The following is a 23,658-nucleotide window of genomic DNA, read 5'->3' as shown; positions in this document are numbered from 1 at the left end:
TGCAGCTAAAACTCTATAGCCTGACGACTCTGTAAAACTTTCCAAACACTTCCGTCAGGATTTCGCACATGGATGCCCGCGCTCGCCAGCCCGTTCATACCGAGCAGCATGCCCCTTCTTATTACGCCGCCACGGCTAATCGGCAACTGGCCTTCCCTCCCCTGACCGGGGACGAGCAGGCCGATGTCTGCATCGTCGGCGGCGGCTTCACCGGCCTGAATACCGCCATCGAACTGGCCGAGCGCGGTCTGTCGGTGGTGTTGCTGGAAGCCCGCCGGATCGGCTGGGGCGCCAGCGGACGCAACGGCGGGCAATTGATCCGCGGCGTCGGCCACGATCTCGAACAGTTCCGCCCGGTGATCGGCGACGAAGGCGTGAAAGCCCTCAAGATGATGGGCCTGGAAGCGGTGGAGATCGTCCGCGAGCGTATCGCCCGTCATGCCATTCCCTGCGATCTGACCTGGGGCTACTGCGACCTGGCCACCAAACCACGCCATGTGGAGGACTTCCAGGCCAGTTACGACGATCTCAAGGCGCTCGGCTACCGCCACGAGCTTCGCCTGGTTCCGGCGGAGGAGATGCACAGCGTGGTTGGCTCCGATCGCTACCTGGGCGGTCTCATCGACATGGGGTCCGGGCATCTGCATCCGCTCAACCTGGCGCTCGGCGAGGCATCCGTGGCGCAGAGCCTGGGCGTGCGGTTTTTCGAGCAATCGCCAATCACGCGCATCGACTACGGCAGCGAGCTGCGCATCCATGGCGAACGGGGAACGGTGCGTGCCCGCACCCTGGTGATCGCCTGCAACGCCTACATCAATGGCTTGCAGCCCGAGCTGGCCGGCAAGGTGCTGCCGGCCGGCAGCTACATCATCGCCACCGAGCCGCTGGACGAGGCCCTGGCGCGCGAGCTGCTGCCGCAGAACATGGCGGTCTGCGACCAGCGGGTCGCCCTGGATTATTTCCGCCTGTCCGCCGACCGCCGCCTGCTGTTCGGTGGCGCCTGCCACTATTCGGGACGCGACCCCGCCGACATCGCCGCCTACATGCGACCAAAGATGCTGAAGGTATTTCCGCAGCTCGCCGACGCGCGCATCGACTACCAGTGGGGCGGAATGATCGGTATCGGTGCCAACCGCCTGCCGCAGATCGGCCGGCTGCCGGACCAGCCCAACGTGTACTTCGCCCAGGCCTACTCCGGCCACGGGCTGAACGCCACGCACCTGGCCGGCAAGCTGCTCGCCGAGGCCATCGCCGGCCGGGAAAGCCGCGGCCTTGACCTGTTCGCCCGGGTCCCGCACCTGACCTTCCCTGGCGGCCCGCGCCTGCGCTCACCACTGCTGGCACTGGGGATGCTCTGGTATCGGCTCAAGGACCTCTTTTAGTCCCAGAGCTGCCAGACCGGCCTATACACCTCCGCCAGCGCCTCCTGCCGGGTCAGGCCGATGTCGCGCAATTGGGCATCATCCAGGTGCGCCAGGGCGTGCCGGGTGGTCAAGCGCCGCCAGAAGCGCTGCCAGCGTCCTTCCCCGGCGTTTCCCGTAGTGAAGCGGATGCCTCCCGCCTGCGCATCCCGTTCTCGCGTGACAACCAGTACCTCGCTCCATTCGCGCATCGTCTGTCCTCCTCTGTCCGAGTAGACAGAATGGCGCTTACTCCATCGACGATACAGATTCACAGCAGGCAAATTTCCGTCATACAGAGCTGGGCAAAAAGGCTCTGAATGGTCTATTTTGCCCTCTATCTGTATGGTCAGCTAACACTCCCAATGACTCTGTATGTAAGGCTCGCGGAGCTGATCGGCTCCCGCATCCAGCAAGGGCTCTATCTGCCGGGCGACCGCCTGCCCTCGGTCCGTGCCCTCAGCCAGGAGCACGGCGTCAGCCTGAGCACCGTGCAACAGGCCTATCGCCAGTTGGAAGACGACGGCCTGGTGGAGCCGCGGCCGAAGTCCGGTTACTTCGTGCCTCCGAGCAGACAGAAGCCGGCACTGCCCATGGTGAGCCGTACAGCGCAGCGCCCGGTGGAAGTGTCGCAGTGGGACCAAGTGCTGGAGCTGGTCAGCACGCCGCCCTATGGCGACGTGGTGCAGCTCGGCCGTGGCATCCCCGATATAGAGGCACCGACCCTCAAGCCCCTGCTGCGGAGCCTGTCGCGCCTGAGCCGGCGCCAGAGCCTGAAAGAGTTGAGCTATGGCTGTGTGGAAGGCGAGATCAGCCTGCGCGAACAGATTTCGCGTCTGGTGCTGGACTCCGGCTGCCGCATCCCGCCCGAAGACATCGTCATCACCACCGGCTGTCACGAGGCACTATCCGCCGCGCTGCGCGCCATCTGCCAGCCCGGCGACATCGTGGCGGTGGACTCGCCGAGCTTCCACGGTGTGATGCAGGCGCTCAAGGGCTTCGGCCTCAAGGCCCTCGAGCTGCCGACCGATCCGCTCACCGGTATTAGCCTGGAGGCGCTGGAAATGGCGCTGGAGCAGTGGCCGATCAAGGCCATCCAACTGACGCCGAGCTGCAACAACCCGCTCGGCTACATCATGCCCGAGACCAACAAGCGCGCCCTGCTGGAGCTGGCCCAGCGCTACGATGTGGCGATCATCGAGGACGATATCTACGGCGAGCTGGCCTACCGTTACCCGCGCCCGCGCACCATCAAGTCATTCGACGAAGACGGCCGTGTGCTGCTGTGCAGTTCCTTCTCGAAAACCCTGGCGCCGGGCCTGCGCATTGGCTGGATCGCCCCCGGCCGCTATCTGCAGCGGGTGCTGCACATGAAATACATGAGCACCGGCATGAGCGCCCAGCTACCGCAGCTGGCACTGGCCGAGTTCATCGGTGGCGGTCTGTACGAGCCGCACCTGCGGCGCATGCGCAGCCAGTACGCCCGTGGTCGCGAACTGATGACCGGCTGGGTCAGCCAGTACTTCCCCGCCGGCACCCGGGTCAGCCAGCCGCAGGGCGGTTTCATGCTCTGGGTGGAGATGCCACAGGGCTTCGATAGCCAGCGCCTCAACCGTCTGCTGACGCCGCACAAGGTGCAGGTGGCACCGGGCAGTATCTTTTCCGCCGCGGGCAAATACCGGAACTGCCTGCGGATGAACTTCGCTCCCAAGCCCGACGCACGGCAGGAACAGGCCGTGCGCCGTGTCGGCGAAACCGTCTCGGCACTGCTCGCGGAACAGGAGACGGGACCGGAGGAGTCGTCGGCCCGCTGAATCTTGCCAGCCAACCGGCGTCTAACCTGGAAACAATCATCCGCCACGGAGGTTCCGTGCGCGTCTGCCTACTGTTGTTGGCCTTGCTCTGCCTGGCCGGCTGCGCCAGCCCGAACCAGCCGGTACCAACCCAAGCCCTGGCGTCGCGGGAGTCGCTGCTCGGCGCCACGGTGCAGCGGCTCGCCCGCGAGCATCCGCAGGGGCAGTCCGGCTTTCGCCTGCTGGCCGACAACACCGAGGCCTTCAGCGTTCGCGCCGAGCTGATCCGCACGGCCCGGCGCAGCCTCGACCTGCAGTACTACATCGTCCACGACGGTTTCAGTACCCGTGCACTGGTACACGAGCTATTGCAGGCGGCCGACCGCGGCGTCCGCGTGCGCCTGCTGCTGGACGACACCACCAGCGCGGATATCGACGCCGAGATCGCCGTGCTTGCCGCCCATCCACAAATCCACGTGCGCGTCTTCAATCCGCTGCACCTGGGTCGCAGCACCGGCGTTACCCGCACCCTGGGGCGCCTTCTCAACCTGTCGCGGCAGCACCGGCGCATGCACAACAAGCTATGGCTGGCCGACAGCAGCGTGGCCATCGTCGGCGGGCGCAACCTCGGGGACGAATATTTCGACGCCAAGCCGGACCTGAACTTCACCGATATCGACCTGCTCAGCGCCGGGCCGGTGGCCGAACAACTGGCGCATAGTTTCGACCAGTACTGGAACAGCGCGCTAAGCAAGCCGATCCAGCAGTTCCTCTGGAGCCCACCGACCGTCGAAGATCTGCTCGACCTGCGCCAAGAGCTGAGCGCCTACCTCGAAGCCTCGCGCCAGGATCGCCCGCGCATCTACCGCCGCCTGATGGCCTACCAGCAGAACCCGCGCCTGCGCGACTGGCTGAACGAACTGACCTGGGCCCACAGCCAGGCGCTCTGGGACGCTCCCAGCAAGGTGCTGGCGCGTGGCGAGCCGGACCCGCAGCTCCTCCTCACCCATCAGCTCGGGCCTGAGCTGGCAAAGGTCAGCAAGGAGCTGCTGCTGGTTTCCGCCTATCTGGTGCCCGCCGACACCGGCCTCGGCTACCTGACCAACCGCGCCGACCATGGTGTTGCCGTCAGCCTGCTGACCAACTCGCTGGAAGCCACCGATGTTCCCGCCGTGCACGGTGGCTACGCTCCCTATCGCAAACCGTTGCTGGAACATGGCGTGAAGCTGTTCGAACTGCGCCGGCAACCGGACCAGACGAGCGGGATCTCACTGGGCAGCAGCGGCTCGTCGAACTCCAGCCTGCACAGCAAGGCGATGGTCTTCGACCGGCAGAAGGTTTTCATCGGCTCACTCAACCTAGACCCGCGCTCGGTGCTTTGGAACACCGAGGTGGGCATCGTGGTGGACAGCCGGCCCCTGGCCGAGGAAGTGCGAGCGCTGACACTGGAAGGTATGTCGCCGGCCATTAGCTACGAAGTGCGCCTGGAAAAACGTGACGGTCGCTCGCGGCTGATCTGGATCGCCGAGGACAACGGCCGCCGGCATACCCTGGACAAGGAGCCCGGCGGCCTCTGGCGGCGCTTCAATGCCTGGCTGTCCCAGGCTATCGGCCTGGAAAAGATGCTTTGATTCATTCGCCGCGGTCGACCAACTCCACCCTCCGGTTCTGCGCCCGCCCCTCTTCGGTCCGGTTGCTCGCCACCGGGGCGGCCATGCCGACACCCACCGCGCTGAGCCGCTCGCGGGCGATACCGTAGTCCCGTACCAACGCTTCGACGATGGACTGGGCACGCCGCTGCGACAGCTCGCGGTTGTAATCCAGCGCACCCTTGGCATCGCTGTGCCCGACCACCAGCACGCGCATCGGACTGGCCTTCAGCAACGCGGCGATTTCATCGAGTTGCGGCTTGGAGTCGGCGCGCATGCTGTCCTTGTCGAAGTCGAAGAAGATGCCATACAGGGCGACCCGGCCCTTGCTATCGAGATCACGCTGCATGGCGGGTGCATCGACTACCACCATGCGTTGCTCCATGGGTTTCTGTTCCAGCACGTCCAACTGGATCATGCTGCGCCCTCGGTTCTCCCCACCGCCACTCTTGTTCAGCACCACGTAGAGCGCGGCATACACATCCCCCTCCGGACGCGACAGGCGCGAGAGTAGGTAGCGCTGGTCCTGCTGGTATTCGCGCAGGTCGTTGTCGGTGGTGACGGCATGATTGAAGTTGCGTCCACCGCAAGCCTCCCTCTCGCAGGCGAACAGCTCTTCGAAGCCGGCGTCCTGCAATGCCTGTTGGTAGTTGCGCAGCACTTCCAGCGGCGTGCGTTCCGCCGGGACGCGGTAGACCAGGCGAGTGAGCTTGCCCTCCAAGGCAACGGTCGATGCGAGATTCTTCTCCAGGCCGCCATACGCCTTGGCCGGGGCGTTGAAAAAACGCCGGTCGGCGTAGGCCTGAGTTTCGTACTTGATAATCTCCGCATCCTGGTAACGCGGAATGAGCGGATGATCGGTGCTCCCCGGAAGATCGGCCGCCAACGCCGTTGTAACGCCGGCGATCCCCATGCCCAACATAGCCATGCCCTTGTACATGCCTTGTCCCTCGGCGATCCGGCCGGGATTCGGCCGCGCCCAACAAACCTAGACTGATGGGGCGCAAGCCGCCAGCCAGGGACCAGTCAGTCCATCGCCTCCGCCGGCCCGCCGATCGCCGCGCGCTGCCAAGCCAGGAACACGAAGCCCGCCGCCCCCAGAGCCATCACCAACGGCAAGGCATGGCCGCTCAACCACTGGCTGGCGGCGCCGGTGGTCAACGGGCCGAGCAGGCAGCCAATTCCCCAGAGCTGGGCGACATGGGCGTTGGCGCGCACCAGGGCATCGTCACGGAAGCGTTCGCCGATGAGGATCAACGACAGGGTGAACAGACCGCCCGCGCTCGCGCCGAACAGCACCAGCAACGGCCAGATCAGCGGCGTCTGCAGCAACACCGGCATGCCCAGGCTCGACACCAGCAACGCCACACCGCAGGTACGGAACAATGACTGGCGCGGCACCCGGTCGGCCAGCCAGCCGACCGGCAACTGCAACACGGCATCGCCAACCACCACGACGCTGGCCATCAGCAAGGCGGTTTCCTGGCTGAACCCCTGGCGCAGCCCGTAGATCGGCAGGAGGGTGAGGATCATCGCCTCGAACGCCGCGAACAACACCACGGCCCAGGCCACCGCAGGCATCCGCCGGGAGAACCGGACCAGGTCGCGCCAGGCATTGCCGTGGGCTTCCACATTGGGCGCGCCATCACGCCCGAGCAGCAACAGGGACCCACCCACCAGCAGGCAGGCGCCGGTCCAGAAGCCGATGTCGTCGGCGGTGCCGAGCAGGCCTAGCAACAGCGGGCCGGACAACTGGCTGAGGGCATAACCGGTGCCGTACAGCGCCACCAGACGACCGCGCCACTGTTCGACGGCGAGCTGGTTGATCCAGCTTTCGCCGAGGATAAACACCACGGTCAGCACCACACCGATCAACAGACGCAGCAGCAACCACAGGGGGTAGCTCGGCAGCAGCGCCAGCAGGAGCACGGACAGCGCCCCCGCCAGAAGACACAGGCGCATCAGCCGCGGCGTACCGATCCAGGCGGCGAGGCGCCCGGCCAGGCTGGCGCCGAACAGCACGCCCACCGCCGGCATGGCCGCCATCACACCAATCGCGAATTGCCCGTAGCCCCAGCCTTCCAGGCGCAACGACACCAGCGGCAGGGTCACGCCCAGCGCCAGGCCGACACTGATCACCGACGCACAGACCGCGAAATAGGTTGCCCAACGCATCGCTCTTCTCCCACTCCCTCCGGAGCCGTCCGAATCGCTCGGCGCGAAATGCACGCGGCCGGGTTCCCCAAAGGAAACCCGGCCGCGGGTATGGCTCGTGTGAGCCGGCCCGAAGGGCCGACCTTGCCGATCAGGTGCTCGCCCCCGATACGGGCGGCCCTGACCGATAGAGCGCGGGGAGCCTTGCGGGTTCCGCCGCGCCTTCGCTTACAGCTTGATCCAGGTGGCTTTCAGTTCGGTGTACTTGTCGAACGCGTGCAGCGACTTATCGCGGCCATTGCCCGACTGCTTGAAGCCACCGAACGGCGCGGTCATGTCGCCGCCGTCGTACTGATTCACCCATACGCTGCCGGCGCGCAACGCCTTGGCGGCGAGGTGAGCCCTGGACAGGTTGCTGGTCCAGACGGCCGCGGCCAGGCCATAGGGCGTATCGTTGGCGATCTGCACGGCCTCTTCGACGGAGTCGAAGGCGATCACCGACAACACCGGGCCGAAGATTTCCTCGCGGGCGATCTTCATCGCGTTGCTCACGCCGTCGAACAGGGTCGGCTCGACATAGACGCCACCGGTTTCCTCGAGAGCGCGCTTGCCACCCGTCATCAGCTTGGCGCCTTCGGCATGGCCGGCTTCGATGTAGCCGAGCACGGTGTTCAACTGCTGGGTATCCACCAGCGCGCCGACGTTGGTGGCCGGGTCCAACGGATTGCCCGGCTTCCAGGCCTTCAGGGCCTCGACCACCATGGGCACGAAACGATCCTTGATCGAACGCTCCACCAGCAGGCGCGAACCGGCGGTGCAGACCTCGCCCTGGTTGAAGGCAATGGCACCTGCCGCAGCTTCGGCGGCCGCCTGGAGATCGGGCGCATCGGCGAAGACGATGTTCGGGCTCTTGCCGCCCGCCTCGAGCCAGACCCGCTTCATGTTCGATTCGCCGGCGTAGATCATCAGTTGCTTGGCGATCCGGGTCGAACCGGTGAAGACCAGGGTATCGACATCCATGTGCAGCGCCAGTGCCTTGCCCACGGTATGGCCATAACCCGGCAGCACGTTGAGCACACCGGCGGGGATGCCGGCCTCGATGGCCAGCTGGGCGATGCGGATGGCGGTCAGCGGCGACTTCTCGGACGGCTTGAGCACCACCGAGTTACCGGTGGCCAATGCCGGGCCGAGTTTCCAGCAGGCCATCAGCAGGGGGAAGTTCCACGGCACGATGGCAGCGACCACGCCCACCGGCTCACGGGTCACCAGGCCCAGCTCGTTGTGCGGGGTAGCGGCCACTTCGTCGTAGATCTTGTCGATCGCCTCGCCGCTCCAGCGAATGGCACGGGATGCGGCGGGCACGTCGATATTCAGCGAATCGCCGATCGGCTTGCCCATGTCCAGGGTTTCCAGCAGGGCCAGCTCCTCGGCATGGGCATCCAGCAGGTCGGCGAAGCGGATCATCCTCTCCTTGCGCTTGACCGGTGCCAGGCGCGACCACACGCCGGACTCGAAGACGGCCCGTGCATCGCTCACCGCACGGTCGGCATCGGCCGCATCGCAGCTCGCCACACGACCGAGCAAACGGCCGTCGACCGGGCTGATGCAATCGAACGTCTCGCCGGAAGCGGCGCCCGTGTATTCGCCATGAATGAAGGCGCGGCCTTCGATCGACAGGCTCTGGGCACGCTGTTCCCAGTCGGCGCGGGTCAGGGTAGTCATTCGAGCATCCTCTTATTGTCGAAACGCGCAGCCGACGTCGGGCTACGCTGTCAAAAATTCTGCAAGGCCAGGGGCTACCCCAGACTGTGAGCAACCCTAAACCAGCGTGCAAGGCATTTCAATATTTTTGACAAAGCCAAACAGAAAGCCCTTGCCTTGTTCGTTTTATCAAACATAGACTCCATCCATCCGCCCTGTTGGCCTTTGGGCGATAACAATCAGAACAACAGACGTGCCGGCGATGAACAGAAAAAACCACAATCTCGACGATTTCTGGATGCCCTTCACGGCCAATCGCCAATTCAAGGCCAGACCGCGCCTGCTGGAGAGTGCCGAAGGCATGTACTTCACCGCCAGCGATGGCCGGCAAATCCTGGACGGTACCGCCGGTCTCTGGTGCTGTAACGCCGGTCATGGTCGCCGGGAAATCAGCGAAGCGGTCAGCCGGCAAGTCGCCCGGCTGGATTTCGCCCCCACGTTCCAGATGGGTCACCCGCTCCCCTTCGAGCTGGCCGAACGGCTCGCCGAGATCGCGCCGAAAGGCCTGAACAAACTGTTCTTCACCAACTCCGGTTCGGAATCCGCGGATACCGCGCTGAAGATCGCCCTCGCCTACCAGCGCGCCATCGGCCAGGGCACCCGTACCCGCCTGATCGGTCGCGAGCTGGGTTATCACGGTGTCGGCTTCGGCGGGTTGTCGGTCGGCGGCATGGTCAACAACCGCCGGGCCTTCCCGCTGCAACTCCCCGGCGTGGATCACCTGCCGCATACCCTGGATATCCCGCGCAATGCCTTCAGCCGGGGCCTACCGGAATTCGGCGCGGAGAAGGCCGACGAGCTGGAGCGGCTGGTCACCCTGCATGGCGCCGAGAACATCGCAGCCGTCATCGTCGAGCCAATGGCCGGGTCGGCCGGGGTCATCCTGCCGCCGAAGGGCTACCTGCAGCGACTGCGGGAGATCACCGCCAAGCACGGCATCCTGCTGATCTTCGATGAAGTGATCACCGGTTTCGGTCGGGTCGGCGAGGCTTTCGCCGCGCAACGCTGGGGCGTCACGCCGGACATTCTCACCTGCGCCAAGGGCCTGACCAATGGCGCCATTCCCATGGGGGCGGTGTTCGTCGACGAGCGCATCCACGATGCCTTCATGCAAGGGCCGGACGGTATCGAGTTCTTCCATGGCTACACCTACAGCGGCCATCCGGTGGCGTGCGCCGCCGCCCTGGCAACCCTGGACATTTATCAACGCGACGGTCTGTTCCGCCAGGCGATCGACTTGGAATCGTACTGGAGCGATGCCCTGCACAGCCTCAAGGGCCTGCCCAACGTCATCGACATCCGCGCCGTCGGGCTGGTCGGCGGCGTGCAACTCGCGCCCAGCGGCGAGGTCATCGGCAAGCGCGGCTACCGGGTCTTCGAAGACTGCTTCTGGAATGACCTGATGGTGCGCGTAACCGGCGATACCCTGGCCATGTCGCCACCTTTGATCGTCGAGAAGGTGCAGATCGACAGCATGGTCGAAACACTTGCCGACGCCATTCGCAAGGCTGCCTGAGAAACGCTCATGAGCATCGACACCCTGATCGACCTCGCCCAGGCCACCACGGCCGCCGAGCACTACCGCCCCGCCACGGAAAAAATCCTCGCCGGCGATCCCGAGCAAAGCGTGCGCAACCATTACGCCAGCCCTTGCGACCAGTTCAACGTCGGAATCTGGGAAGGGGCGGTCGGCCGCTGGACAGTCGCCTACACCGAGCATGAGTACTGTGAAATCCTCCAGGGCGTTTCGGTGATACGCGACGCCACGGGTGCCGCCAAAACCGTACGCGCCGGCGATCGCTTCGTCATCCCGGCCGGCTTCAGCGGTACCTGGGAGGTGCTGGAACCCTGCCGCAAGGTCTATGTGATCTTCGAGCAGAAGCCGGACTGATCGTTTTTTCTCCCTGTGTGTCACCCTCTTGGCCCGCGTCCCGCGGGCTTTTTTATGCGCGAGCCTTTCCTGCGCCCATGAAAAAGCCCGCCATGGGGCGGGCTTCTTCGCGGAAACAGGATCAATTACTTGATCTTGGCTTCCTTGTACATCACGTGCTTGCGCACGACCGGATCGAATTTCTTGATCTCGATCTTGTCGGGCGTGGTGCGCTTGTTCTTGTCGGTGGTGTAGAAGTGGCCGGTACCGGCGCTGGACACCAAACGGATCAGTTCACGCATGATTAGCTCCTTAAACCTTTTCGCCGCGAGCACGCAGCTCGGCCAGCACTACATCGATGCCGCGCTTGTCGATCACGCGCATGCCCTTGGCGGAAACGCGCAGACGCACGAAGCGCTTCTCGGACTCGACCCAGAAGCGATGATGCTGCAGGTTCGGCAGGAAACGACGACGGGTTTTGTTGTTCGCGTGGGAAATGTTGTTCCCGGTAACCGGACCCTTACCGGTCACTTGACAGACTCTCGACATGCCTCAGCCCTCTAAACCACATGCCCAACCCGGCATGGGTTGGCCGCTTGAACTCTCAGTCATTTGGCGCTCTGCGCCGCGTTTCTTCGGGGTCTTACCGGCCACATCCATCGACGCTGGAACCGGGCCCCTAGAAAAGAGCGCTGCTTTATATCAGAAAGCCCCTTGAGCAGCAAGGGTCGGAGCGAGTTACCCACAGCCCGTGCCCCCGCGCCCGCAGCGCCTGCGCGCTTGTTGGCAGAACGACCACTCGTCGCCTTCTTGTCGTTGTCCAACGCCACGCAGTGGACTAGGGTAACCCACTCAAGGCCGCCAACGGTCTTGCATGACTCGCCCAGTCCTCGGATGGGCATCCCATCGTCACGCCAGGAGTCCGTCATGCGACTTGCCGCCCTCGCCCTGCTGCTTGCTCCCCTTTCCTTATATAGCCATGCCGCCAGCCTGACGGTGTGCACCGAAGCCAGTCCCGAAGGCTTCGACGTGGTCCAGTACAACTCGCTGACCACGACCAACGCCTCCGCCGACGTACTGATGAATCGCCTGGTGGAATTCGATGCCGGGCGCGGCGAGCTGGTACCGAGCCTCGCGCAGGAGTGGTCGGTTTCCGCCGACGGCCTGGTTTACGATTTCCAGTTGCGCCAGGACGTGAAGTTCCACACGACCGATGCCTTCAGCCCCAGCCGCGAGCTGAATGCCGAAGACGTGCTGTTCAGCTTCCAGCGCATGCTCGATCCACAGCATCCCTGGCACAAAGTCGCCAAGACCGGTTATCCCCACGCCCAGTCGATGCAGTGGCCCACCTTGATCGACAAGATCGAAGCCCCCGATCCGCATCACGTACGCATCACCCTACGCCACCCGGATGCCACCTTCCTCGCTACGTTGAGCATGGGTTTCGCTTCTATTTATTCCGCCGAATACGCTGCCCGATTGATGGCCGTCGGAACGCCGGAAAAACTCAACGCCCAGCCGATCGGCAGCGGACCGTTCGTATTCCGCCGCTTCCAGAAGGATGCCGTGGTCCGCTACCAGGCCAACGACGCCTACTTCGGCGGCAAGCCCCAGGTGGACGACCTGATCTACGCCATCACGCCCGACGCCAACGTGCGCCTGCAGAAGCTGCGCCGCGGCGAATGCCAGGTCGCGCTATCACCCAAGCCGCAGGATGTCGCCAGCGCCCGCGGCGATGCCGCCTTGCAGGTCATCGAGACACCGGCCTTCATGACAGCGTTCGTCGCCATCAATACTCAGCATCCGCCGCTGGACAAACCAGCGGTACGCCAGGCAATCAACCTTGCCTTCGACAAGGCCAACTACCTCAAGGCGGTCTTCGAAGGCAGCGCCGTACCAGCAAATGGCCCCTACCCGCCGAACACCTGGAGCTATGCCCGCTCGCTGCCCGGTTATCCGCAGGACCAGGCCAAGGCGCGTGCCCTGCTGGCCGAAGCCGGCCTCAAGGATGGCTTCAAGACCACCCTCTGGACGCGTCCTTCGGGCAGCCTGCTCAACCCCAACCCCAGCCTGGGCGCGCAACTGCTGCAGGCAGACCTGGCCAAGATCGGCATCCAGGCGGAGATCCGCGTGATCGAATGGGGCGAGCTTATCCGCCGGGCCAAGGCCGGCGAGCACGATCTGCTGTTCATGGGCTGGGCCGGCGATAACGGCGACCCGGACAACTTTCTCACGCCGCAGTTTTCCTGCGCCTCGGTGGAGTCCGGACTCAACTTCGCCCGCTATTGCGACAAGGCGCTGGACAATCTGATCACCGAAGGCAAGCGCCTCAGCAACCAGACCGATCGCTCCCAACGCTACGAACAGGCCCAGCGGATCATTCAGGAGCAGGCGCTCTGGTTGCCATTGGCACACCCCACCGCCAGCGTGCTGCTGCGGGCCGGGGTGAGTGGTTACAAGGTCAACCCGTTCGGCCGGCAGGATTTCTCCAGAGTCAGCCTGGGCCGCTGAAGCTGCCGGGCATCAGCCCGGCCTCGCCCTAGAGCCAGCCGTGCTCGGCCAGAGACAATGGCTCGCCGTCGCCGACGATGAAATGGTCCAGTACCCGCACATCGATCAAGGCCAACGCCTCTTTCAGGCGCTGCGTCAGGTGACGGTCGGCCTGGCTGGGCTCGGCGACGCCTGAAGGGTGATTGTGCGTGAGGATCAGCGCTGCCGCATTGTGCGCCAGGGCACGCTTGACCACTTGGCGCGGGTACACCGAGGCGCCATCGATGGTGCCATGGAACAGCACCTCGAACGCCAGCACCCGGTGCTTGGCATCGAGGAACAGGCACGCAAACACTTCATGATGCTCATGACGCAGACGCGCCTTGAGGTAATCGCGCACCGCCTGCGGACTTTCCAGTGCCGAATCGCGGCGGATGCGCTCCGCCAGGTGCCGCCGCGCCATTTCCAGAACAGCCTGTAGTTGGGCGAACTTGGCCGGCCCCAGGCCGAGGTGGCGGCTGAAGCCCTTCAGGTCCGCCTCCATCAATTGCCGCAGACCGCCGAAGTCGTTGAGCAGATGACGCGCCAGATCCACGGCGCTCTGCCCGGAGACACCAGTGCGCAGGAAAATGGCGAGAAGTTCGGCGTCTGTGAGGGCCGCCGCGCCCTGGTTCAACAGTTTCTCCCGCGGGCGTTCCGCCGCGGGCCAATCGCGAATGCTCATGACACCCTCCTTGTGGAAAAACCGCTCCGCTGCTCCGCAACGGACGCTGTGCTATCTTAGCCCCCTCTTTTGCGCGGCGATCGGCCTGGGGAGGCGTCATCGCCGCCGCGTCACATCCACCTCGATTAAGGCAGGCCTATGCAGCGGCTGTATCGGAAACGCATCGTCCTGGGCGTCGGCGGCGGCATTGCCGCCTACAAGAGCGCAGAACTGGTCCGCCGACTCCGTGACCAGGGCGCGGAAGTCCGCGTGGTGATGACCCAAGGGGGCCGGGAATTCATCACACCGCTGACGCTCCAGGCCCTGTCCGGACACCCCGTCCACCTGGACCTCCTCGACCCGGCCGCCGAAGCCGCCATGGGTCATATCGAGCTGGCCCGCTGGGCCGACCTGGTGCTGATCGCACCGGCTACCGCCGACCTCATGGCCCGCCTGGCCCAGGGCGTCGCCGACGACCTGCTGACCACCCTGGTGCTGGCCACCGATGCCCTGGTCGCCCTCGCACCTGCCATGAACCAGGCGATGTGGCGCGACCCGGCCACCCAGGCCAACGCACAACTGCTCGCCGAGCGCGGTTTCCGTCTTTTCGGGCCAGCCTCGGGCAGCCAGGCCTGCGGGGACGTCGGCCTGGGCCGCATGCTCGAAGCGGACGACCTGGCGCAGCTTGCCGCCGACTGTTTCGAGCGTAAAGCGCTGAGCGGGCGCCACGTGCTGATTACCGCGGGGCCGACCCAGGAAAATATCGATCCTGTGCGCTATATCACCAACCATAGCTCCGGAAAGATGGGCTTCGCCCTGGCCGAAGCCGCCGCCGAAGCCGGTGCCAAGGTCACCCTGATCACCGGGCCGGTGCATCTACCGACACCGGATCGTGTCGACCGCATCGATGTGGTCAGCGCCCGCGACATGCTGGCCGCCTGCGAAGCCGCCATGCCCTGCGACCTGCTGATCGCCGCCGCCGCCGTGGCCGACTACCGTCCGGAAGTAGTGGCACAGCACAAATTGAAGAAAGACCCCACCAGCGGTGATGGCTTGTTGTTGCAGCTGGTGCGCAACCCGGACATTCTCGCCACGCTGGCCAGACGGCCCGATCGCCCGTTCAGCGTCGGCTTCGCCGCGGAAACCGAGAACCTTCTCGAATACGCCGCCCGCAAGCTGAAGGACAAGAACCTCGATCTGATCGTCGCCAACGACGTCGCCAACCCCTCCATCGGCTTCAACAGCGAGGAGAACGCCGTGAGCGTGATCGACCGCGAGCTGCTGGAAACCCGTTTCGCCCAGACCAGCAAAGGCAAGATCGCCCGGCAGCTGATTACCTTTATCGCCGACCGCCTGAACAAGAACTGACCCCATGCACGCTCTGCAAGCCAAGATTCTGGATTCCCGCCTGGGCAGCGAATTCCCGCTGCCACAGTACGCCACGCCCGGCTCCGCCGGCCTCGACCTACGCGCCATGCTCAAGCAGGACCTGACCCTGGAGCCGGGACAGACCGTGCTCATCCCAACCGGGCTGTCCATCCATATCGCCGACCCCGGACTGGCCGCGCTGATCCTGCCGCGCTCCGGCCTCGGTCATAAGCACGGCATCGTCCTCGGCAACCTCGTTGGCCTGATCGACTCGGACTACCAGGGCGAACTCATGGTGTCCTGCTGGAACCGTGGCAACGACGCCTTCACCATCGCCATTGGCGAACGCATCGCCCAGCTTGTGCTGGTACCGGTGGTGCAGGCGCATTTCGAGCTGGTCGACGAATTCGACGAAAGCCTGCGCGGCGCCGGCGGTTTCGGCCATTCGGGCAAGCAATGACACCCACCTCAGGACGATGAACGCCGGGGAGACACCGTGAAACTCTTCAAGCGCAGCGCCAAGGACAGCGGGGCGATCGCCGTGCCCAGCGAATCGGACAAATCCACCCGGACCGGCGCGGGCCTGCGCCCCCTGCTGCCCGGCCTGGCTGCCGCGGCCATAGGGCTGCTCGCCGCGTCGGCCCTGCTCTGGTTCGGCACGCTCGGTAGCGTCCGCCAGCAACAGCAGGCCCAGCTCGCCCAGGCCTGGGGCGGCAGCCAGGCCGCCGCTCTGCAACAGACCCTCGACCAGATCGGTGCGGACACCCGCGCCGCCGCGCGCAACCCGGCGCTACTGCAAGCGCTGCAGAGCCAGGACAGTTCCAGAATCCAGGCGGCCGAACGCAGCCTGGCGTACTGGGACAGCGTCGTCGATGCCTATATCAATCAACGCGGCCAGGCTACGCAGAACACTACCCGCCCCGCCCCGATGAACTTCGCGGCGCTGGAGCTGCTGCAACGTGTCGAGAGCGGGCAGAATCCCGCGCCGGAAGCCTACAAGGTCGGCCAGCGCTGGCTGCTCTACAGTGCCGCACCTCTGCGCCTGAACGACAACATGCCAACCCAGGGCTCCCTCCTGCTGGTGTTCGACCTGGAGCGCTTACTACGCGCCTTGCCGCCCATGCCGGCGGATATCGGCCAACTGCAGCTCACCCAGAAATTCGGCAACGCCCCGGAGCAGGTCCTGCTGCAACGCGGACAAGCCGGGCAAGGCAACCCGTTCATCTTTAGCAGCGGCAACCCGAACTGGAAGATGAGCCTGGTCCCCGGCCCGGCCCTGAGCCAGGCGGGCGTCTCGCCGGTCATCCTGATCATCGCGGCGTTGATCGCCCTGGCCGGCGCCTTGCTGGGCCTGCAGCTGGTCCTCAGCGGGCAGCAAAAGCGGTTGCGTGACGACGTTCTCCTTCTTGGGCAGATGATTCAGGAACTCTCCAGCGGCAAGACCATCAAAACTCCCAGCTTGAGCGTAGCGGCACTTGGCGCCCTGGCTCAGAGCCTGGCCCGCCTGTCCAAGCGCAGGAGCGAGCCGGCAATGGCCAACGGCACCAGTCAGAAGACGGCGTCCAGCAAACCCGTCGAGCCTCCGCGACCCGCCAAGCCAAGCAAACCCGCCGAGTTGGTCGATCCGCTATTCCAGGACACTGACATTCTCGACATCGATATTCTCGACGAGGACCAGGACCTCCTTGGCCTCGACACTCTGGAGCGAGATTCCGCCATGAGCACCCAAGCGCCCAAGCTGCCCGCCAGCATTTTCCGTGCATACGACATCCGCGGCGTGGTCGGCGACAGCCTGACCCCGGAAACCGCCTACTGGATCGGCCGCGCCATCGGCTCCGAGAGCCTGGCCAAGGGCGAGCCGAACGTCTCCGTTGGCCGCGATGGCCGCCTGTCTGGCCCCGAGCTGGTGCAACAACTGATCCAGGGCCTGCTCGATTGCGGCTGCAAGGTCAGCGACATCGGCATGGTGCCGACCCCCGTTCTGTACTATGCAGCCAATATCCTGGCCGGCAAGTCCGGCGTGATGCTCACCGGCAGCCACAATCCGCCGGATTACAACGGCTTCAAGATCGTGGTGGCCGGCGATACCCTGGCCAACGAGCAGATTCAGGTTCTGCGCCAGCGCATCGAGAACAACGACCTGGCCAGCGGCGTGGGCAGCATCGAGCAGGTCGACGTGCTCGACCGCTACTTCAAGCAGATTCGCGACGACATCGCCATGGCCCGCAAGCTCAAGGTAGTGGTGGATTGCGGCAACGGCGTCGCCGGCGTGATCGCGCCGAAACTGATCGAAGCCCTGGGCTGCGAAGTCATCCCGCTGTTCTGCGACGTGGACGGCAACTTCCCCAACCACCACCCGGACCCGGGCAAACCGGAGAACCTCGAAGACCTGATCGCCAAAGTCAAGGAAACCGGCGCCGATCTCGGCCTGGCCTTCGACGGCGACGGCGACCGCGTCGGCGTGGTGACCAATGCCGGCACCATCATCTATCCCGACCGCCTGCTGATGCTGTTCGCCAAGGACGTCGTATCGCGCAACCCCGGCGCCGACATCATCTTCGACGTCAAGTGCACCCGCCGCCTGACCGGCCTGATCAGTGGCTATGGCGGCCGCCCGGTGATGTGGAAGACCGGCCACTCGCTGATCAAAAAGAAGATGAAGGAAAGCGGCGCCTTGCTCGCGGGTGAGATGAGCGGCCACATCTTCTTCAAGGAGCGCTGGTTCGGCTTCGACGACGGCATCTACAGCGCCGCCCGCCTGCTGGAGATTCTCAGCCAGGACAAGCGCGACGTGGAGCAAGTGTTCGCCGCGTTCCCCAGCGACGTGTCCACGCCGGAAATCAACGTCAAGGTGACCGAAGAAAGCAAGTTCACCATCATCGACGCCCTGCAGCGCGATGCCCAGTGGGGCGAGGCCAACCTCACCACCCTGGACGGCGTGCGCGTCGATTACCCCAAGGGCTGGGGCCTGGTACGCGCCTCCAACACCACGCCGGTGCTGGTCCTGCGCTTCGAGGCCGATAGCGACGACGAACTCAAGCGCATCCAGGACGTCTTCCGCAGTCAGCTCTACAATGTAGCCCCTGACCTCAATCTGCCGTTCTGACCGGACGGCGCCTGTTCCACTGGAGCCCTGCATGACCCTCAGCCGTGACGCCGCCACCCAAGTCGCCAAGGTACTGTCCGAGGCGTTGCCCTATATCCGTCGCTTCGTCGGCAAGACGCTGGTGATCAAGTACGGCGGCAACGCCATGGAGAGCGACGAGCTGAAAACCGGCTTCGCCCGCGATGTGGTGCTGATGAAGGCGGTCGGCATCAATCCGGTGGTGGTACACGGCGGCGGCCCGCAGATCGGCGACCTGCTCAAGCGGTTGTCCATCGAAAGCCATTTCATCGACGGTATGCGCGTCACTGACGCGCAGACCATGGATGTCGTGGAAATGGTGCTCGGCGGCCAGGTGAACAAGGACATCGTTAACCTGATCAATCGCCATGGCGGCAGCGCCATCGGCCTGACCGGTAAGGATGCGGAGCTGATTCGCGCGAAGAAGCTCACCGTGACCCGTCAGACGCCGGAAATGACCCAGCCGGAAATCATCGACATCGGCCATGTCGGCGAGGTGGTCGGGGTCAACACCGAGCTGCTGAACATGCTGGTCAAGGGCGACTTCATTCCGGTGATCGCCCCAATCGGCGTCGGCGCCAACGGCGAGTCCTACAACATCAATGCCGACCTGGTGGCCGGCAAGGTGGCCGAGGCGCTCAAGGCCGAGAAGCTGATGCTGCTGACCAATATCGCCGGCCTGATGAACAAGCAGGGCGAAGTGCTGACCGGGCTGTCGACCGAACAGGTCAACGAGCTCATCGCCGACGGCACCATCTATGGCGGCATGCTGCCGAAGATTCGCTGCGCCCTCGAGGCGGTACAAGGCGGCGTGACCAGCGCGCACATCATCGACGGTCGCGTACCGAATGCCGTGTTGCTGGAAATCTTCACGGACAGCGGCGTCGGCACCCTGATCACCAACCGCAAGCGCCACTGAATACGAATGCACCATGAGCCGGACTCATCCGGCTCATGGCGTTCGATTTTCGATTATTCAAGAAAGACCGGGCTGACCCCGCCACTCCGCAATCGACCAGCTTTACCGAGTGCCTCCCCCCAGCAATTCACCGACGCGGACACGCTCCGCGGCGAAGCTGGTCTCGGCCTGCTCACGCAAGGCCTGGTAGCGAGCAACGTCCTTCTGCAGACGCCGCTGGTCGCTCTTCACATTCTCGATCTGTTTGACCAGCTCTTCCGGAACCTGGCGGCCAGCCCGCTCGTGATCGGCAGCCTGACGCTGCAGGTTGTCCTGCTGGGTGCGCAGCGACTGGAGGTTGCCCCGGGTTACGCCGATCAGACCATCCAGCTCCGCCAACCTGCGGTTCCTGGCGCGGTCGACATCATCCACGCTGGTATAGAGCCTCAGCAACTGGGCATCCGACTTGGCCTGTTCCTTGGCTTTCAGCATGCGCCGTACTTCTTCGGGCGTCGGCGCAGGCGGCACGACCCGGACCACACGGCCCTGCTCGTTGAGCACTTCATAACCCTTGCCGATGTATTGAGGCGGCACACCCTGCCGGTCCAGCACGGTCACCCCTTTGTCATTGACATAACGATATAGCTCGGCGGCACTCGCCCAGCAGGGCAGCAACAGCGTCAACAGCGCGGTAAAGCGGATCGCACCCTTGGTCATAAGGACTCTCGGTCGGTTGGCGTCAAATTCCGTATTGCGCGCGATAGGCCTCCACCGCCGGCAGATACCGCTTGAGCTCGGTGTCGCCGGCCAGGTATTCCAGCACCTGCTCCAGAGAGACGATGCTGACCACCGGCATGCCGTAATCCCGCTCCACTTCCTGGATTGCCGACAGCTCCCCCTGTCCGCGCTCCTGTCGATTGAGAGCGATCAGCACACCGGCGGCCTGGGCGCCTTGCGCCTGGATAATCTGCATCACTTCGCGGATCGCCGTACCTGCAGTGATCACATCGTCGACAATTAATACGCGACCTTTCAAAGGTGCGCCGACCAAAGTGCCACCCTCGCCGTGATCCTTGGCTTCCTTGCGATTGAAGCACCAAGGCACATCGAGCTGATGTCGCTCGGCCAGGGCCACGGCAGTCGCCGCCGCCAGGGGGATGCCTTTGTATGCCGGCCCGAACAGCACGTCGAACGCGATGCCGCTGTCTACTACCGCAGCCGCATAGAAGCGCCCCAGCTGGGCCAGGGCGAGCCCGCTGTTGAACAGGCCGGCATTGAAGAAGTAAGGGCTGGTCCGCCCGGACTTGAGAGTGAACTCGCCGAAGCGCAATACGCCGCGCTCGATGGCAAAACGAATGAAATCGCGTTGATACGCCTGCATGAAAAAAGCCCCGGACGGCACGGATTTAGCTTATTGGGATGAGCTCGGGTATCATACACGCAGGTGTTTTTGGGGGCCATTTATGCGGATCATCAGTGTGAACGTGAATGGTATTCAAGCTGCCGCCGAGCGAGGACTCCTCAGCTGGCTGCAAGCTCAGAATGCCGACGTCATCTGCGTGCAGGATACCCGCGCCTCCGCCTTTGAACTGGACGACCCAGCCTTCCAACTGGATGGCTATTTCCTTTATGCCTGCGATGCCGAAGTGCCCGCCCAAGGCGGCGTGGCGCTCTATTCGCGGTTGCAACCCAAGGCGGTGATCAGCGGCCTCGGCTTTGAAATGGCCGACCGCTACGGACGCTACCTGCAGGCCGATTTCGACAAGGTGAGTATTGCCACCCTGCTCCTGCCCTCCGGGCAGGGCGGTGACGAGAACCTGAACCACAAGTTCAAGTTCATGGACGACTTCACCCATTATCTGGACAAGCAGCGCCGCAAGCGCCGCGAGTACATCTATTGCGGCTCGCTCTACGTTGCCCACCAGAAGCTGGATGTGAAGAACTGGCGCGACTGCCAGCAACTGCCCGGCTTCCTGGCGCCCGAGCGTGCCTGGATGGACGAAGTGGTTGGCAACATGGGGTATGTGGACGCGCTGCGCGAAGTCACCCGCGAGGGCGACCTGTACAGCTGGTGGCCGGACAGCGAACAGGCCGAGATGCTCAATCTCGGCTGGCGCTTCGACTATCAATTGCTCACGCCCGGCCTTCGCCGCTTCGTGCGCAGCGCCCGCTTGCCGCGGCAGCCGCGCTTCTCGCAGCACGCCCCGCTGATCGTCGACTACGACTGGATGCTGAGCGTCTGACCCCGGCCGCCTCGATGGCGGCCAGCGATAACCGATGATCATTACACCCGCCCGGGCCTGCGCCCGGGACGGGCTGCGTCATTTCACCAGACGCAGGCAGAAGGGGTAACGATAGGCCTGGCCTTCATTGACCTTGATCCCACCGATGATGGTAAGCACCAGCGCCCCGATGCTCACCAGCGCCAGCAGCGGGAAGCCGATCACCACCAGCATCAGCAGGAAGCACGCCACCACGGCGATGGCGACAGTGATCTGGAAGTTCAGCGCCTCCTTGCCCTGTGCATCCACGAACGGGTCGAAGTCCTTCTTGATCTGCCAGACGATCAGCGGACCGAGCAGATTGCCGAACGGGAAGACCAGGCCGAGAAAGGCTGCGAAATGGCAGAACATGGCCCACTGGCGAGCCTGCTGGCTCGGCATGGGGGCGGGAACCTGCTCGTCGTTCATTCTGCGCTCCTCGCTCAGTCGGCCAGTGCCGCGCGTTGCAATTCGAACAACTCACGCACGCCTTGTTGCGCCAGGGCCAGCATGGCGTTCAGCTCTTCCGGCTGGAACGGCGCGCCTTCGGCGGTACCCTGCACCTCGATGAAACCGCCCGCGTCGGTCATCACCACGTTCAAATCGGTCTCGGCAGCGGAATCTTCCAGATAATCCAGATCGAGGATCGGCTCGCCCTGGTAGATACCCACGGACACCGCGGCGACCATCTGTTTCAGCGGCTCGCCGCCTTTCAGGGTGCCGCGCTTCTTCAGGACTTTCAGTGCATCGGCCAACGCCACCATGGCGCCAGTGATGGATGCGGTGCGGGTGCCGCCGTCGGCCTGGATCACATCGCAGTCGATGTAGATGGTGTTCTCGCCGAGCTTCGACATATCCAACGCGGCGCGCAGCGAGCGGCCGATCAGACGCTGGATCTCCAGGGTCCGGCCACCCTGCTTGCCACGGCTGGCTTCACGCTGGGTCCGTTCGCCGGTGGCCCGCGGCAACATGCCGTATTCGGCCGTCAGCCAACCTTGCCCCTGCCCCTTGAGAAAACGCGGCACGCCGGATTCGACGCTGGCCGTGCAGATCACTTTGGTATCGCCGAACTCCACCAGCACGGAGCCTTCGGCATGCTTGGTGTAGTTTCGGCTGATGCGGATCGAGCGCAGCTGATCGGCGGTGCGGCCACTGGGACGCTTCATCGGGAAATACCTGTTTCGTTCGGATGGATTACCTGCCCGGCATTATAGAGCCCTGTGCCGCCATGCGGACATCGCAGATTGGGCAGGCCGACGCACTGCGCTACAATCCTGCCCCTTTCGAACTGGAATTCCGAGGTAACCCCATGGTGCACAGCATGACCGCCTTCGCCCGGGCCGAGCGGGCCGGCGCCCACGGCACCCTGAGCTGGGAGCTGCGCTCGGTCAATCACCGTTACCTGGAGCCGTTGCTGCGCCTGCCCGAAGCCTTCCGCGACCTCGAAGGCGCGGTGCGCGAGGCGTTACGCCAGGGTCTGTCGCGCGGCAAGGTGGAATGCACCCTGCGCTTCGCCGAGGAAACCGCGGGCAAACCGCTGCAGGTGAACCGCGAGCGCGCCACCCAACTGATCGCCGCTGCCGAAAGTGTCTCTGCCCTGATCAGCCAGCCGGCCCCGCTCAATCCGCTGGAAGTTCTGGCCTGGCCGGGCGTGCTGGTGGCCGACGCGGCCGATCCGCAGGCACTCAATGCCGAAGCCCTGAGCGTATTCGCCGAGGCCCTGGCCCAGCTCAAGACCGGCCGTGCCCGCGAAGGCGCCGAGCTGGCCCGGCTGCTGGAAGAGCGCCTGGACAGCATCTTCGACGAAGTGACCGCCCTGCGTACCCTGGTTCCACAGATGCTCGCCGCCCAGCGGCAGAAGATTCTCGATCGCTTCGTCGAGCTGCAGATCGAGCCGGACCCGCAGCGTCTGGAGCAGGAACTGGTCCTGCTGGCCCAGAAGAGCGACGTCGCCGAAGAGCTGGATCGCCTGAGCACTCACGTCAACGAAGTGCGCCGCGTGCTCAAGGCTGGCGGTGCCGCCGGTCGGCGCCTGGACTTCCTGATGCAGGAACTCAACCGCGAAGCCAACACCCTGGGCTCCAAGGCATTCGACCCGCGCAGCACCCAGGCGGCGGTGAACCTCAAGGTATTGATCGAGCAGATGCGCGAACAGGTGCAAAACATCGAATGAAACGGCGCGTCATG

23 protein-coding genes are annotated in these 23,658 nt (G+C 64.4%); 12 read left to right on the top strand and 11 right to left on the bottom strand.

Annotated features, from left to right (window positions below; all coding sequences use genetic code 11):
* The first annotated feature begins 68 nt into the window (after positions 1 to 68).
* The gene (locus BZL41_RS14185; RefSeq protein WP_095599888.1) at positions 69 to 1,382 is read left to right on the top strand and encodes an FAD-binding oxidoreductase; all 1,314 of its coding nucleotides are present in this window, start codon (positions 69 to 71) and stop codon (positions 1,380 to 1,382) included.
* On the opposite strand, the gene BZL41_RS14180 is transcribed toward BZL41_RS14185, so the two are convergent.
* Positions 1,379 to 1,612, bottom strand: a complete 234-nt coding sequence (locus BZL41_RS14180; RefSeq protein WP_095599887.1) for a DUF1127 domain-containing protein — start codon at positions 1,610 to 1,612, stop codon at positions 1,379 to 1,381. The two genes, BZL41_RS14185 and BZL41_RS14180, sit on opposite strands and share 4 nt — an antisense overlap.
* A 153-nt stretch (positions 1,613 to 1,765) precedes the next feature.
* On the opposite strand from BZL41_RS14180, the gene BZL41_RS14175 reads away from it, so the two are divergent.
* Positions 1,766 to 3,214 (top strand): PLP-dependent aminotransferase family protein, encoded by a 1,449-nt coding sequence (locus BZL41_RS14175; RefSeq protein ID WP_095599930.1) that lies wholly within the window; start codon positions 1,766 to 1,768, stop codon positions 3,212 to 3,214.
* Positions 3,215 to 3,270: 56 nt separating this feature from the next.
* The gene (locus tag BZL41_RS14170; RefSeq protein ID WP_371916528.1) at positions 3,271 to 4,824 is read left to right on the top strand and encodes a phospholipase D family protein; all 1,554 of its coding nucleotides are present in this window, start codon (positions 3,271 to 3,273) and stop codon (positions 4,822 to 4,824) included.
* A 1-nt stretch (position 4,825) separates the two neighbouring features.
* Here BZL41_RS14170 and BZL41_RS14165 read toward each other — a convergent pair whose 3' ends face one another.
* The 3 genes from BZL41_RS14165 to BZL41_RS14155 all read right to left on the bottom strand — a co-directional run bounded on the left by BZL41_RS14165 (position 4,826) and on the right by BZL41_RS14155 (position 8,718).
* The gene (locus BZL41_RS14165) at positions 4,826 to 5,782 is read right to left on the bottom strand and encodes an OmpA family protein (RefSeq protein WP_256578157.1); all 957 of its coding nucleotides are present in this window, start codon (positions 5,780 to 5,782) and stop codon (positions 4,826 to 4,828) included.
* 86 nt (positions 5,783 to 5,868) lie between these two features.
* A complete protein-coding gene (locus BZL41_RS14160; protein WP_095599885.1) occupies positions 5,869 to 7,017 on the bottom strand; it encodes an MFS transporter in 1,149 nt (382 codons plus the stop codon).
* A 207-nt stretch (positions 7,018 to 7,224) separates the two neighbouring features.
* On the bottom strand, positions 7,225 to 8,718 hold the full coding sequence (locus tag BZL41_RS14155) for an aldehyde dehydrogenase (RefSeq protein ID WP_095599884.1): 1,494 nt from the start codon (positions 8,716 to 8,718) through the stop codon (positions 7,225 to 7,227).
* Between the two features lie 241 nt (positions 8,719 to 8,959).
* Between BZL41_RS14155 and BZL41_RS14150 the strand changes: the two genes are divergently transcribed.
* Together BZL41_RS14150 and BZL41_RS14145 are read left to right on the top strand one after the other, a co-directional pair.
* Complete coding sequence (locus tag BZL41_RS14150) at positions 8,960 to 10,273, top strand: aspartate aminotransferase family protein (RefSeq protein WP_095599883.1); 1,314 nt, start codon at positions 8,960 to 8,962, stop codon at positions 10,271 to 10,273.
* Between the two features lie 9 nt (positions 10,274 to 10,282).
* Complete coding sequence (locus tag BZL41_RS14145; protein WP_095599882.1) at positions 10,283 to 10,648, top strand: cupin domain-containing protein; 366 nt, start codon at positions 10,283 to 10,285, stop codon at positions 10,646 to 10,648.
* A 125-nt stretch (positions 10,649 to 10,773) separates the two neighbouring features.
* Here the strand turns inward: BZL41_RS14145 and rpmG are convergent, their stop codons facing one another.
* Positions 10,774 to 10,929 carry a 50S ribosomal protein L33 gene (gene rpmG, locus BZL41_RS14140; RefSeq protein ID WP_003464575.1) on the bottom strand — a complete coding sequence of 52 codons (156 nt, stop codon included), beginning with the start codon at positions 10,927 to 10,929 and terminating at the stop codon, positions 10,774 to 10,776.
* A 10-nt stretch (positions 10,930 to 10,939) separates the two neighbouring features.
* Complete coding sequence (rpmB, locus tag BZL41_RS14135) at positions 10,940 to 11,176, bottom strand: 50S ribosomal protein L28 (RefSeq protein WP_003242523.1); 237 nt, start codon at positions 11,174 to 11,176, stop codon at positions 10,940 to 10,942.
* A 378-nt stretch (positions 11,177 to 11,554) separates the two neighbouring features.
* Between rpmB and BZL41_RS14130 the strand changes: the two genes are divergently transcribed.
* Positions 11,555 to 13,138, top strand: a complete 1,584-nt coding sequence (locus tag BZL41_RS14130) for an ABC transporter substrate-binding protein (protein WP_095599881.1) — start codon at positions 11,555 to 11,557, stop codon at positions 13,136 to 13,138.
* Between the two features lie 28 nt (positions 13,139 to 13,166).
* On the opposite strand, the gene radC is transcribed toward BZL41_RS14130, so the two are convergent.
* A complete protein-coding gene (radC, locus tag BZL41_RS14125) occupies positions 13,167 to 13,841 on the bottom strand; it encodes a DNA repair protein RadC (protein WP_095599880.1) in 675 nt (224 codons plus the stop codon).
* Positions 13,842 to 13,979: 138 nt separating this feature from the next.
* Between radC and coaBC the strand changes: the two genes are divergently transcribed.
* The 4 genes from coaBC to argB all read left to right on the top strand — a co-directional run bounded on the left by coaBC (position 13,980) and on the right by argB (position 19,231).
* Positions 13,980 to 15,188 (top strand): bifunctional phosphopantothenoylcysteine decarboxylase/phosphopantothenate--cysteine ligase CoaBC, encoded by a 1,209-nt coding sequence (coaBC, locus tag BZL41_RS14120; protein ID WP_095599879.1) that lies wholly within the window; start codon positions 13,980 to 13,982, stop codon positions 15,186 to 15,188.
* A gap of 4 nt (positions 15,189 to 15,192) precedes the next feature.
* Positions 15,193 to 15,648 carry a dUTP diphosphatase gene (gene dut, locus BZL41_RS14115; RefSeq protein WP_084333390.1) on the top strand — a complete coding sequence of 152 codons (456 nt, stop codon included), beginning with the start codon at positions 15,193 to 15,195 and terminating at the stop codon, positions 15,646 to 15,648.
* Between the two features lie 1,257 nt (positions 15,649 to 16,905).
* A complete protein-coding gene (gene algC / locus BZL41_RS28855; protein ID WP_218224517.1) occupies positions 16,906 to 18,294 on the top strand; it encodes a phosphomannomutase/phosphoglucomutase in 1,389 nt (462 codons plus the stop codon).
* Between the two features lie 31 nt (positions 18,295 to 18,325).
* Entirely contained in the window at positions 18,326 to 19,231 is a 906-nt protein-coding gene (gene argB / locus BZL41_RS14105) for an acetylglutamate kinase (RefSeq protein ID WP_084333394.1), read from the top strand.
* Between the two features lie 102 nt (positions 19,232 to 19,333).
* Here the strand turns inward: argB and BZL41_RS14100 are convergent, their stop codons facing one another.
* Together BZL41_RS14100 and pyrE are read right to left on the bottom strand one after the other, a co-directional pair.
* Positions 19,334 to 19,927: a DUF4124 domain-containing protein gene (locus BZL41_RS14100; RefSeq protein ID WP_095599877.1), complete on the bottom strand. Its 594-nt coding sequence runs from the start codon at positions 19,925 to 19,927 to the stop codon at positions 19,334 to 19,336.
* Positions 19,928 to 19,949: 22 nt separating this feature from the next.
* Positions 19,950 to 20,591: an orotate phosphoribosyltransferase gene (gene pyrE / locus BZL41_RS14095; RefSeq protein ID WP_095599876.1), complete on the bottom strand. Its 642-nt coding sequence runs from the start codon at positions 20,589 to 20,591 to the stop codon at positions 19,950 to 19,952.
* Positions 20,592 to 20,673: 82 nt separating this feature from the next.
* Between pyrE and BZL41_RS14090 the strand changes: the two genes are divergently transcribed.
* Positions 20,674 to 21,453 carry an exodeoxyribonuclease III gene (locus BZL41_RS14090; RefSeq protein ID WP_084333400.1) on the top strand — a complete coding sequence of 260 codons (780 nt, stop codon included), beginning with the start codon at positions 20,674 to 20,676 and terminating at the stop codon, positions 21,451 to 21,453.
* 78 nt (positions 21,454 to 21,531) lie between these two features.
* Here the strand turns inward: BZL41_RS14090 and BZL41_RS14085 are convergent, their stop codons facing one another.
* Both BZL41_RS14085 and rph read right to left on the bottom strand, forming a co-directional pair.
* A complete protein-coding gene (locus BZL41_RS14085) occupies positions 21,532 to 21,900 on the bottom strand; it encodes a DUF4870 domain-containing protein (protein ID WP_095599875.1) in 369 nt (122 codons plus the stop codon).
* A gap of 14 nt (positions 21,901 to 21,914) precedes the next feature.
* On the bottom strand, positions 21,915 to 22,637 hold the full coding sequence (gene rph, locus BZL41_RS14080) for a ribonuclease PH (RefSeq protein WP_084333404.1): 723 nt from the start codon (positions 22,635 to 22,637) through the stop codon (positions 21,915 to 21,917).
* 143 nt (positions 22,638 to 22,780) lie between these two features.
* Between rph and BZL41_RS14075 the strand changes: the two genes are divergently transcribed.
* On the top strand, positions 22,781 to 23,644 hold the full coding sequence (locus tag BZL41_RS14075) for a YicC/YloC family endoribonuclease (protein WP_095599928.1): 864 nt from the start codon (positions 22,781 to 22,783) through the stop codon (positions 23,642 to 23,644).
* The last annotated feature ends 14 nt before the right edge of the window (positions 23,645 to 23,658 follow it).

The sequence above is a fragment of the Pseudomonas sp. PIC25 genome, from assembly GCF_002286785.1.
GTDB lineage: Bacteria > Pseudomonadota > Gammaproteobacteria > Pseudomonadales > Pseudomonadaceae > Pseudomonas_M.
The sequence above is the reverse complement of the archived record's forward strand: the minus strand, read 5'-3'. Positions and strand labels throughout refer to the sequence as shown.